The organism is Guyparkeria sp. TX1, from assembly GCF_046523965.1.
GTDB lineage: Bacteria > Pseudomonadota > Gammaproteobacteria > Halothiobacillales > Halothiobacillaceae > Guyparkeria.
This window is the reverse complement of record NZ_CP144142.1, coordinates 803090-815169: the sequence shown is the minus strand read 5'-3', so window position 1 is coordinate 815169 and position 12080 is coordinate 803090. Positions and strand designations below refer to the sequence as shown.

Annotated in this window: 10 protein-coding genes; 5 read left to right on the top strand and 5 right to left on the bottom strand. The window is 67.9% G+C overall.

Annotation, left to right across the window (positions count from 1 at the left end; genetic code table 11):
• Positions 1 to 3 precede the first annotated feature (3 nt).
• The 5 genes from VWP12_RS03865 to def are packed head-to-tail and all read right to left on the bottom strand — an operon-like array spanning position 4 to position 5845.
• Positions 4 to 2415 carry an ATP-binding protein gene (locus VWP12_RS03865; RefSeq protein ID WP_410474690.1) on the bottom strand — a complete coding sequence of 804 codons (2412 nt, stop codon included), beginning with the start codon at positions 2413 to 2415 and terminating at the stop codon, positions 4 to 6.
• A complete protein-coding gene (locus VWP12_RS03860; RefSeq protein ID WP_410474689.1) occupies positions 2412 to 2975 on the bottom strand; it encodes a DUF4390 domain-containing protein in 564 nt (187 codons plus the stop codon). Before VWP12_RS03860 ends, VWP12_RS03865 begins: the two co-directional genes overlap by 4 nt.
• A gap of 11 nt (positions 2976 to 2986) precedes the next feature.
• Positions 2987 to 4399, bottom strand: a complete 1413-nt coding sequence (rsmB, locus tag VWP12_RS03855; RefSeq protein ID WP_410474688.1) for a 16S rRNA (cytosine(967)-C(5))-methyltransferase RsmB — start codon at positions 4397 to 4399, stop codon at positions 2987 to 2989.
• A complete protein-coding gene (gene fmt / locus VWP12_RS03850; RefSeq protein ID WP_410474687.1) occupies positions 4389 to 5342 on the bottom strand; it encodes a methionyl-tRNA formyltransferase in 954 nt (317 codons plus the stop codon). Before fmt ends, rsmB begins: the two co-directional genes overlap by 11 nt.
• Complete coding sequence (def, locus tag VWP12_RS03845) at positions 5339 to 5845, bottom strand: peptide deformylase (protein WP_125198055.1); 507 nt, start codon at positions 5843 to 5845, stop codon at positions 5339 to 5341. The genes fmt and def overlap by 4 nt, the downstream gene beginning before the upstream one ends.
• A gap of 225 nt (positions 5846 to 6070) precedes the next feature.
• On the opposite strand from def, the gene VWP12_RS03840 reads away from it, so the two are divergent.
• The 5 genes from VWP12_RS03840 (at position 6071) to VWP12_RS03820 (ending at position 12080) form a co-directional block, all read left to right on the top strand.
• Entirely contained in the window at positions 6071 to 7264 is a 1194-nt protein-coding gene (locus VWP12_RS03840; protein ID WP_410474686.1) for a LysM peptidoglycan-binding domain-containing protein, read from the top strand.
• A gap of 3 nt (positions 7265 to 7267) precedes the next feature.
• On the top strand, positions 7268 to 8452 hold the full coding sequence (gene dprA / locus VWP12_RS03835; protein WP_410474685.1) for a DNA-processing protein DprA: 1185 nt from the start codon (positions 7268 to 7270) through the stop codon (positions 8450 to 8452).
• An 85-nt stretch (positions 8453 to 8537) separates the two neighbouring features.
• Positions 8538 to 9011 (top strand): DUF494 family protein, encoded by a 474-nt coding sequence (locus VWP12_RS03830; RefSeq protein WP_125198057.1) that lies wholly within the window; start codon positions 8538 to 8540, stop codon positions 9009 to 9011.
• A gap of 22 nt (positions 9012 to 9033) precedes the next feature.
• Positions 9034 to 11523: a DNA topoisomerase I gene (locus VWP12_RS03825; RefSeq protein WP_410474684.1), complete on the top strand. Its 2490-nt coding sequence runs from the start codon at positions 9034 to 9036 to the stop codon at positions 11521 to 11523.
• Positions 11520 to 12080 carry an L-threonylcarbamoyladenylate synthase gene (locus VWP12_RS03820; protein WP_410474683.1) on the top strand — a complete coding sequence of 187 codons (561 nt, stop codon included), beginning with the start codon at positions 11520 to 11522 and terminating at the stop codon, positions 12078 to 12080. The genes VWP12_RS03825 and VWP12_RS03820 overlap by 4 nt, the downstream gene beginning before the upstream one ends.

Here is a 12080-nt window from a genome sequence, read left to right as displayed (position 1 = left end):
TCGTCAGGAAATTCCCGTTTCTCCGTGGGTGCCACCTTGGCGACCCTTTTCGACGTGGGCGCCACCATGGCGGCCCTTTTCGACTTGGGTGCCCTCGTGGCGACTCTTTTCGACTTCAGCGCCTTCGCGGCGGCGATTGTCACTTGCCTCGCAGCGCCCCGATTCCAAGGGTAGGCGAATCGTAACGCGAGCACCGTGATTGGCAAGCCGCCGGCCCGCCTCGGTGTCGTCGTTCTCCAATTGGTCAAACGCGTTCCAGGCATGCACGGCCCCGGCGTGCTCCTCGACGATCTTCTTGACGATCGCCAGGCCCAGCCCCGATCCCTTGGGTCGGGTGGTCGCGTAGGGCTCGAACAGGCGGTCGAGCATCTCGGCCGGAAAGCCCGGCCCGTTGTCGGCCACCGTCAGCTCGGCAAGGCAATGCCCTTCCTCCCCGACCACCCGCAGGTCGAGCAACACCATCGGCTCACCGGCCACCGCGCCGCGCTCGTCGAGCGCCTGACTGGCGTTGCGAATCAGGTTGTGCAGCAATTGGCGCAAACGGTTGCCATCGCCCTCGACCCACACCGGTTCGTCGACCTCCGGCAGGTAGCGCACCTTGACGGCCGTGTTGCCCCGGTAGAGCTCGACCGTCTGGCCGGCCAGGGCCTGCAGGTTGAGTCGCTCGAAGCTCACCTGCGGGCTTCGCGCGTACTCGGCGAACTCGTTGACCATCTGCTTCATGGCGTCGACCTGGGCGATGATCGTGGCGGTGGCCCGATCGAGGATCGGCGCATGCTCCTCGTCGAGCTGCGGCAGGATACGCCGGCGCAGCCGCTCGGCCGACAGCCCGATCGGGGTCAGCGGATTCTTGATTTCGTGGGCCAGACGACGCGCCACCTCCGACCATGCCGCGTCACGCTGGGCCTGGATCAGCGCGGTGACGTCCTCGAGGACCATCACGTAGCCACCGGCGTCACTCTCGCCATCCGGCGGCAGAGCCGCCAGCCGGGCCAGCAACACCTTCCGGCCGCTGCCGTTCATGATGCGCACCTGGGCCTCGACCGTCTCGCCGGGAGGCGGCCCCGCCGCCCCCAGCCGGTCGAGGAACGCCTCGCACAGCGGCAACAGGCTGGCATGCTCACGACAGACCGCCTGCAGTGTTCCCTCGAACAACTCCTCCGACGCCACCCCAAGAATCTGCTGCGCGGCGGAGTTGCCGCTGATGATGCGCCCGTCGAAGGACAACGTCAGCACGCCGGAGGACAGGTGCTGGATCACCGTGTCCAGATAGTCGCGTTCCTTGTCCGCCAGCTCCTGGAGCTCGCGCATCACCTCGTGGGCCCGGCGCACCCGGGCGGTCATGGTGTTGAATGACTGGACCAGCTGACCGAGGTCGTCACGCCGGTCGACCGGCAGGCGCAGGCTGTAGTCGCCCTCGGCGACCGCCTGGGTGCCGGCGGCCAGCTCGCGTATCGGGCTCAGCAACCGACGCGCGGCCAGGAAGGCCAGCCAGACGGCCGTCAGCAGGGACAGCAGCAGCGCCAGGGTCAGCGCCAGGGTGAAGGTCTGCTTGAGTGAGCTGTGCAGGTAGACCAGCTCGCGGTAGTCGTTGAAGGCATCCTGCACGCTCTTGGAAAGCTCGTTGGCGTCGTCGGGCACGTCGAACAGGGCCTGCAGCACCCGCTTGCCACCCTCGCTGGTAAGCCCGGCCTCCATCGGCACGACCACGCGGATCTGCAGATTGCCGTCGCCGCCGGGATCAAGCCCGATGAAATCCCGCCCGGAGCGGGCGTGCGCCAGCGCGGTATCGTCGGCCCGCGCCGGGACGATGCTGGTGGAATCTTCAGAGGACGAGGCGACGATCAGGTTGCGCTGGCCGAGAATGGTCATCTCCTCGGCGCCGGTGGTGCGCCTCACCTGCGAGAGCTTCAGTGCAATCAATTCCGACCCGCCATCCTGCAGGTCACTGGCCGCACGACGTGTTTCTTCAAGCGCCTGTCGCATCCGTCCGTCGAACGACATCTGCGAGAGCGAGAGCGCGTCGGTCATCGCCTGCTCGACCTGGACGTCGAACCAGGAATCGATGCCGCGCTGCACGAAGGTGAGCGAGAAGTAGAAAACGATCGCCACCGGCACCACCGACAACGCGACGAAGGTCACCACAAGGCGGGCGGTCAGCCGGGCACCGGGCGTGCCGCGGCGATAATCGCGGATCAGCCGAACGATGTGCCACAGCACCACCATGGCGAGGAACAACAGCCCCACCGCACTGATACCCAGGAGGGCCAGGAACAGCCCCTCGGGTTGCTCGACGGCGCGCAGCGAGTCGGAGACCAGGTACAGCAGCACCAGCAGCAGCACGATGACCGTCGCGCTGATCGGCGGGATGGCTCGCCTGACCCAGCGTTGCATGCGGCGGCCCAGGCGCGTCATCGCCGCACCTCCGAGAGCCCCCACAGGAACCAGTCGCTGTCGAGATCCCAGGCGTCCTTGAACAATGCCGGGACGCGCAGCGGCAGCGGCAGCTTGTTGACGTCCAGCGTCACGCGCAGCTTGCCCAGCAGGCGCGACTTGTCGGCCAGCGGCGCCCAGGGACCCAGCCGCCAGGCGCGCACGCGCGAGAGCGACTCGACCGCGCCGACCAGCTCGGAGAAGGTGTGCGTCTCGCGGGCGTGATAGTCGGTGACCACCCAGGTACGGGAAAGCGCGTGGTACTCCAGGCGCAGCCGCCGCCGATCAGACAGCAGGCGCCGATCCCAGAGCCATTCGCGCGGTTCGGCAATCTCCGCCTCGACGATCAGGTTCACGGCGATCGAGTTGCGCAGCGCCTCGATCACCTCGCTGCCCAGCGACAGCTCGAGGTTGGCATCCAGGAACACCGACTCCTCGCGCACCTCGGCATGCACGTCGATTACCCGGGCATCCGCGTGCAGCCCGGCCGAGCCGCCGAGCCCGATCACGAGCATCAGGAGCAACCAACCCGGACGTGACACGCGGCCCCACCTCATCCGTCGGCCACCGCTTTTTCCAGGACCGCGTAATAAAAGCCGTCGTGACCGTCGGCCTGCGGGAACAGTTGCCGACCGACCACCTGCGGCTCACCCCAGTCGACATCCAGCGGCACTGCCACCGCGTCCGGGTGGTCGCGCAGGAAGGACTCGACCTGCTTGGCGTTCTCGCGCTTGAGGATCGAGCAGGTCGCGTAGACCAGGCGCCCGCCCGGGCGCAGCAAGGCCCAGAGCCGTTCCAGGATCTCGCGCTGCCGGCGCACCAGGGTATCCAGGTCTTCGGGGCGACGCAGGCGCTTGATGTCCGGGTGGCGCCGAATCACGCCGGTGGCCGAACAGGGTACGTCGGCCAGGATGCGGTCGAAGCTCCCCGGCGGCTCGATCGATTGCGCCGTCAGATCGGCGCAGACCAGCTCGGCGTAACGCCCGGAACGTTCGAGGTTATCCTGCACCCGCGCCAGGCGCGTGACGTCGATATCCACCGCCGTCATCTGCACGGCCGGCTCGGAATCGAGGATCGCCAGCGTCTTGCCGCCGGGGGCACAGCAGGCATCCAGCACGCGCTGGCCGGGCGCGAGCGCCATCAGGTCGACCACCAGTTGGGCCGCCTCGTCCTGCACCGAGACTTCGCCCTGGTGAAACCCGGGCAGGCGCTCGACGTCCAGCGGCGAGGCGAGTGCCACGCCGTGCGAGGCGAAGCGTGTCGCGCTCGCCTCGATCGACTGTTCCGCGAGACGCTCGAGATACGCCGAGACGCTCTGCTCGGCGGCATTGACGCGCAGGGTCATGGGCGGATGGGTGGCGAGCTGCTCGCCCAACGCGATGGTGCGCTCTTCGCCCCAGTCGTTCGCCAGCATGCCGAACAGCCAGTCCGGCAGGCGCGCACGCACGGCCGGCGGCGCTTCGGCGAACGGCGTCTCGCCACCCTCGAGCTGGCGCACCGCACGCCGCAGCACGGCGTTGACCAGCCCGGTCGCCCAGTTGTGATTGAGCTCGCGCGCGGCATGCACCGCGGCGTTGACCACGCGCGAGGGTTCGCGCTTGGAGCCGGTCAGGCGCTCGAGGCCTACCAGCAGCAGCATGCCGACCTCGGCGGCGCGCGGATTGAGCGGACGGTCGAGCAACTGGTCACGCCACCAGGCCAGCGGCTCATAGTGACGCAACACCTCGTAGCTCATCGCCTGGACCACGCTGCGATGGGCGGTCTGGGCCCGCGCGGTCAGCTCGGGCAGCACGCTATCGAGGGAACGGCCGTGATCGACGACCTGCAGCAACCCCTCGGCGACCAGGGCCTCGGGCGAGCGCGGCGCCCCGCCGTGATCGGCACCACCGGGACGGCGACGCGGGCGCCCCCGCTGGCCATCGGGGCGGCGCCTGGACTGACGATCGGCCTGTGGGTTATCCGCCAAGCCGCACCCCCAGCAGATCTCGCCCGCGGGCGAAGTCGGTGGCCGCAATCGGCCGGCCGCCAGCGCGCTGCACGCGGGTCAATTCCAAACCACCACTCCCCGTCTGCAACACGAGGCCATCAGTGCTCAGCTCGATCACCTCGCCGGGTGTCGCCCCCTCGTTGCCATCGACGACGCGCGCACCCCACAGGCGCAACGGCTCGCCGTCCAGCGTGGTCTGCGCGACTGGCCAGGGATTGAAGGCGCGTACGCGGCGCTCGATCAGCTCCGCCGGCTCGCGCCAGTCGACCTTTGCCTCGGGCTTGGCGAGCTTGGCGGCATAGCAAGCCTGCGCATCGTCCTGCGGTTCGGGCGCACCCTCGCCCCGAATGATGGCCGGCAGCGCCTCGATCAGCGCCTGCGCACCGAGTGGCGCGAGCCGATCGTGGAGAGTGGCAGCGGTATCATCGGGATGGATCGGCTCGATCCGCTTGAACCACATCGGCCCGGTGTCCAACCCGGCCTCCATTTGCATGATGGTGATGCCGGTTTCGGTATCGCCCGCCTCGATGGCGCGATTGATCGGCGCCGCCCCGCGCCAGCGCGGCAACAGGGAGGCGTGGATATTGATCGCGCCGAGACGCGGCATCTCGAGCACGGCCGGCGGCAGGATCAGTCCATAGGCGGCGACGACCAGCAGGTCGGGCCGATACTCGGCCAGCCGCGCCTGGGCGGCCTCGTCCTTGAGACTCAGGGGCTGCTCGACCGGCAGCCCCAGCTCGATGGCGGCCTGCTTGACCGGCGAGGCGGTGAGTTTCTTGCCCCGCCCGGCCGGACGGTCGGGCTGGGTGTAGGCGGCGACCAGTTCGACCTTCTCGCCGCCGATCTCGTTGAGGCGCGCCAGCGCCTCGAGTGCCGGCACGGCGAAATCGGGCGTGCCGCAATAGACGACGCGCAGGCTCATACACGCTCCCGGCGCGCGGCCTTTTCCATCTTCTTGCGGATGCGCTGCTGCTTGAGCGGCGAGAGGTAGTCGATGAACAGCCGACCATCGAGGTGGTCGAGTTCGTGCTGGACGCAGATGGCGAGCAGCCCGTCGAGATCCTGCTCGATGGCCTTGCCCTTCTCGTCGTGGGCACGCACGCGAATGCGTTCGGCGCGCGGAATGGTCTCGTTGATCCCCGGGATCGACAGGCACCCCTCTTCGGATTCGACTTCCCCGGCGCGGGCCACGATCTCGGGATTGACGAACGCCATCGCCCCGCTGCGATCCTCGCTGACGTCGGCCACGAACAGCCGCCGATGCTCGTCGATCTGGGTGGCGGCCAACCCGATACCGCGCTCCTGGTACATGGTCTCGAACATGTCGGCGACCAGTTCGGCCAGCGCGGGCTCGAAGGAATCGACCGGGCGGGCAATCTCGCGCAGGCGGTCGTCGGGATAGATGAGGATGTCTCGCAGGCTCATACGTCGGTCACTGGTTTCAATTATTCGCCACGGTGGGGTCACTGGCACGGCGATTCATTCGCCCGCTGACCGACTGGACGGTAAGGGCGAAATCTTTTACAACAAGCCGTATTTGGGGATACATTGTACGCCAGCACTCGGCAGAACCCAGATGAATGTCGACAATCACGGGAGAACAGTTCGCACGCGGGCTGCTCTCGGCCGGACACCAAGGACGTTGTAACGATGAGATCGACCAAAGGACTCCCCCTGGCACTCGCCCCGGCACTCGCGCTCGCGGGCCTGATGCCGCTGACCGCCAGCCTCACCGGCTGCGCACTGACCGAAGACGACGTGGTCAACCCACGCGAACCGATGTCCGCCGATGCCCTGCCGCTGGGCGCCGAGCGTGGCCCGGTCAAGCGGACCCTCTCCGCCGAGGAAACCCGCGACCAGTTCCGTGACCTGTCCGCCGAGGACTACGTGGTCAAGAAGGGCGACACCCTCTGGTCGATCGCCAACCACTTCCTCAAGGACCCCTATTACTGGCCCGAGATCTGGTACGCCAACTCGGAAATCGCCAACCCGCATCGCATCTATCCGGGCGACCGCATCCAGATCGTCTTCGTCGGCGACCGCCCGCGGCTGTCCGTCGGTCTGCGCCCGCACATCCGCTACGAATCGCTGCCGCCGGCGGTCACCGCCGTGCCGCTCGACCTGGTGCGCCCGTTCCTGACCCACGACCAGGTGATGAACGAGGACGAGTTCGAGGCCGCCCCCTACATCCTCGCCAACCGCGAGGGCTCGATCCACGCCAGCAGCGGCGACACCGCCTACGTCCGCCCGCCGCTCGACGGCTCGCAGCAACGCTTCGCCGTGGTCGAGCAGGGCAAGGCGCTCCTCGACGGCCGCACCGACGAGCATCTCGGCTACCGCGCCATCTTTAAGGGCGAGGCGAACGTGGTCGAAACCGGCGACCCGACCACCGTCAAGCTCGAAGACACCGTGCGCGAGGTCAATGAAGGCGACCGCCTGGTCGAGATGACCGAAGAGGCCTTCGATCGCGACGTTACACCGCAGATCCCGGCCTTCCCGATCGACGCGACCATCATCCTGCTGCCGGATGCCATCACCCAGGTGGGCAGCCAGCAGGTGGTCGTGATCGACCGGGGCAGCGAATCGGGCGTGACCGCCGGCGACCTGCTGCAGATCAGCAAGCGCGGCCGCGTGGTCGAGGACCGCTTCGCCGAGCGCGACACCGGCGAGGATGGCCGCGAGGCCACCCACGGTCCGGCCGTGCTGCTGCCGGATCACCCGATCGGCACCGCCATGGTCTTCCGCGCCTACGACCGCGTCAGCTACGCGCTGGTGATCAAGGCCACCCAGCCGGTCCACGAGGGCGATCTCGCCCAGACCCCGGTTCAGGGAAGTCGCCTCTAAGCGGTGCCTCCCGCACCGATCTCCTCGCCAAACGCCCGGGCGATCGCCCCGGGCAACGGCGACGAAACCACCGCCCTGATCGAGCTGCTTGCGACCCACGGCATGGGTCCCAAGCGGCTCGGTCTGTTGCTGGCGCACTTCGGCACCCCAAAGGACGCCCTCGACAGCCCGCGCGGCGAATGGCGCCTCGCAGGGCTTCCCGAGGGCGTCATCCGGGCCCGCCCGGATGACGAGAAGGTCAGGGCAATCGCCGACTGGCTGGCCGCCGACGAGACCCACCACCTGATCGCCCGCGGTGACCCGCACTTTCCTGCCGCCCTCGAGGATCTCCCCGACGCCCCGGCTGCGCTCTTTGCCCGCGGTCGGATCGCCGCGCTCACCGAGCCGCAGGTCGCGATGGTCGGCTCGCGCACGCCCACCACCGGCGGACGCCAGAACGCCCGCGCCTTCGCCCGCCACCTGGCCGCCCAGGGGCTGGTGATCACCAGCGGACTGGCCCTGGGCGTAGATGGCGAGGCCCATCGCGGTGCGCTGGATGCCGACGGGATCACCATCGCCGTGCTCGGCTCGGGCCTCGACCACATCTATCCGCCCGAACACGCCTCGCTGGCCGACGAGATCGTTGCCGGCGGTGGGGTGATCCTGTCCGAATGGCTGCCGGGCACCGAACCGCGCCGCGGGCACTTCCCGCGCCGCAACCGGCTGATCAGCGGCCTGGCCAGCGGCGTGCTGGTGGTCGAGGCCTCGGTCAAGAGCGGCTCGCTGATCACCGCCCGCCTGGCCGGCGAGCAGGGCCGCGACGTCTTCGCCATTCCCGGCTCGATACACAACCCGCTGGCCCGTGGTTGCCATCGGCTGATTCGCGAGGGCGCCAAGCTGGTCGAGACCGGTCAGGACGTGCTCGAGGAACTCGCCCCCACCCTGCGCCGTCAACTGGAAGCGTCGGCCGCCGTACTGAGCCGGGCCGCCGATACCGCGACCGATTCGGCGACCGAGGGGCCCGCCCCGGTGCGCGATCCGGACCAGCAGCGCATCCTCGACCTGCTCGGCCATGACCCGCAACCGGCCGACACCCTGATCGAGGCGAGCGGATTGACCGCCGGTGAGGTTTCCTCCATCCTCCTCATGCTTGAACTGGCGGGAGAAGTGTCCACCCTGCCCGGTGGACTGTACGTCCGCACGAGCTAGAACAACCTGCCGACCGCGCCTGCCGCCGCTCCCATGTATTCCCGCCCGCGCGCGCAGACTCAAGCCATCTTGTCCCGGTGAGCCGATGAAAGAGACCGTTCTCGACCTGTTGATGTTCCTCTTCGAGAATTACATGGAAGACGAAGACCGCTTCCCCCCGCAAAACGAGCGTGCCGGCCTGCAGATGAAGCTGCTGGAAGCAGGCTTCGACCACGACGAGATCGAACATGCCTTCGCCTGGCTCGAAGGCGTGCTGGAACAGGGCAGCGAGTCCGGCCCCGAACGCGACCAGGCCTTCAGGGTCTACAGTGACGACGAGCAGATGATGCTCGACGTCGATGCCCGCGGCTTTCTGATGCAACTCGAACAGATCGGCGTGCTCTCGCCATCCGCCCGCGAGACGGTGATCGAGCGCGCCATGGCCCTCGGCGAGGACGAAATCGACGTCGAGCGTCTCAAGTGGATCGTCCTGCTGGTCCTGTTCGCCAAACCCGGCGAGGAACAGGCCTTTGCCTGGATGGAAGACCTCGTCTTCGAAGACGCCGCCATATTGCACTGACGTCACAAGCGAAAGACATTCTATGAGCGAAAACCTGGTCATCGTCGAGTCGCCTGCCAAGGCCAAGACGATCAAGAAATACCTCGGCCCCGGCTACGAAGTGCTGGCCTCCTACGGCCACGTGCGGGATCTCGTGCCCAAGAACGGCGCGGTCGACCCCGACAACGACTTCGCGATGAACTACACGGTCATCGACAAGAACAAGAAGCACGTCGATGCCATCAAGAAGGCACTCAAGAAGGCCGACACCCTGCTGCTGGCCACTGACCCCGACCGCGAAGGCGAGGCCATCTCCTGGCACCTCTACGAGCTGCTCAAGGAGGCCGGCCTGCTCGAAGGACGCGAGGCCAAGCGCGTGGTGTTCTACGAGATCACCAAGCGTGCCGTGCAGGAGGCCATCGCCCACCCGCGCGGGCTATCCGAGGACCTGATCGACGCCCAGCAGGCGCGCCGGGCGCTCGACTACCTGGTGGGCTTCAACCTCTCGCCGCTGCTGTGGAAGAAGATCAACCCGGGCCTGTCGGCCGGCCGCGTGCAGAGCCCGGCCCTGCGGATGATCGTCGAGCGCGAGCAGGAAATCGAGGCGTTCAACCCGCGCGAGTACTGGTCGATCGCCGCCGACTGCCGCACCGATGACCAGCCGTTCTCGGCGCGTCTCTACCAGCTCGACGGCAAGAAGGTCGCGCAGTTCACGCTCGAGGACGAGACCAGCGCCACCGCCGCGCGGGAACGCCTCGAGGCGGCCGCCGCCGGCAAGCTCACCGTCGCCAAGGTCGACCGCCGCGAGCGCAAGCGCCACGCCGCCCCGCCGTTCACCACCTCCACCATGCAGCAGGAGGGGGTGCGCAAGCTCGGGCTGACGGCCTCGCGCGCCATGCGCACCGCGCAGGAGCTCTACGAGGGCGTCGACATCGGCCAGGGCACCGTGGGCCTGATCACCTACATGCGTACCGACTCGGTCAACCTGTCGAACGACGCGATCGGCGAGATCCGCCATCACATCGGCGAGAGCTACGGCGCCGACTACGTGCCGGAAACGCCCAACCAGTACCGCACCAAGTCGAAGAACGCGCAGGAGGCCCACGAGGCGATCCGCCCGACCTCGATCGCCAACACGCCGGACAAGGTGCGCGCGTTTCTCAACCGCGACCAGTTCCGCCTCTACGAGATGATCTTCAAGCGGACACTCGCCTCGCAGATGAATCCGGCGATCTTCGACCAGGTCTCCGTGGATCTCGCCGCCGGTGACGAGCACAGCTTCCGCGCGACCGGCTCGACCCTGAAGTTCCCCGGCTTTATCGCCGCGTACCGCGAGGACGAGGACGACCAGGCCTCCGACAAGGACGACGATCGTCGCCTGCCGCCGCTGGAGGAAGGCCAGCAGATCGAGCTCGCCGCGATCAACGCCACCCAGCACTTCACCGAGCCACCGCCGCGCTTCACCGAGGCAAGCCTGGTCAAGACGCTCGAGCAATACGGCATCGGCCGCCCGTCGACCTACGCCAGCATCATCTCCACGCTGCGCTCGCGTGAATACGTCGAGCTCGAGCAGCGTCGCTTCAAGCCCACCGACATGGGCCGCGTGGTCAACGGTTTCCTGACCGAATACTTCCGCGATGTGGTCGACTACGAGTTCACCGCCAAGCTCGAGGACGAGCTCGACGCCGTCTCGCGCGGCGAGATGGACTGGGTGCCGCTGCTGCGCGAATTCTGGGAGCCGTTCTCCAAGCGCATCGAGCACACCCAGCAGAACGTCTCCCGCCAGGAGGCCGCCCAAGGCCGCGAGCTCGGCACCGATCCCAAGAGCGGCAAGCCGGTGGTTGCCCGCCTGGGCCGCTTCGGGCCGTTCGTGCAGATCGGCACCAAGGACGACGAGGAAAAGCCCAAGTTCGCCTCGCTGCGCCCGCACCAGAGCATAGCCACCATCACGCTCGACGAGGCCATGGAGCTGTTCAAGCTGCCGCGCAAGCTCGGCGAGACCCCCGAGGGCGAGCCGGTCGAGGCCAACATCGGCCGCTTCGGCCCCTACGTGAAATTCGGCAACAAGTTCGCCTCGCTGGGCAAGGACGACGACCCTTACACCGTCGAACTGCCGCGCGCGCTGGAGATCATCGAGGTCAAGAAGCTCGCCGAGAAGAACCGGATCATTAACGAGTTCGACGACGGCATCCAGGTGCTCAACGGTCGCTACGGCCCTTACGTGACCGACGGCAAAAAGAACGCCAAGATCCCCAAGGACGACGACCCCAAGGCGATCACCCACGAGCAGGCGATTGAGATGATCGCCAAGGCCCCGGAACGCAAGGGCCGGGGTCGCAAGGCTGCGCCCAAGGCCGCCGCCAAGAAGGCGACGACCACCAAGACCGCAGCCAAGGCCACCACGAAGGCGACAGCCAAGAAGACAGCGAGCAAGGCCACGGCCAAGAAGGCCCCGGCGAAAAAGACCACGGCGAAGAAGACCGCCGCCAAGAATAGCGCGCCGAAAAGCGCCTCCGGCGACAAGGCCGAATGAGCGTCCCGTCGCCGTTCCACCTGCGCGAGATCGCCCGCCACCTCGATGACGGTGGGCTGATCGCCTACCCGACCGAGGCGGTCTTCGGCTTGGGCTGTGCGCCGCTCGATCCGTTCGCGGTCATGCGCCTGCTCGCGCTCAAGCAGCGCGACGTGGGCAAGGGGCTGATCCTGATCGCCGACACGCCGGAGATGCTCCAGCCCTTCGCCGCGGTGAGCGCCGAGGAATGGGACCGCATCGCGGCCGACTGGCCGGCGGCACGCACCATTATCGTGCCCGCGGCCGACGGCGTGCCGCCCTGGCTGACTGGCGGGCGCAAGGAGATCGCCCTGCGAGTCCCGGCGCACGAGACCGCGCGCGCGATCAGTCGCGCCTTCGGCGGGCCGATCGTCTCCACCAGCGCCAATATCAGCGGCCGGCCGTCGGCCCGCGACGCGCTGACGGCACGGCGCCTGTTCGCCCGTGCCGACGTCCAGATCATCCCGGGCAGCGTCGACCGGCGCGCCCGCCCCTCCCAGATCATCCACTGGCCCACCGGGCGGACCATCAGGAGCTGA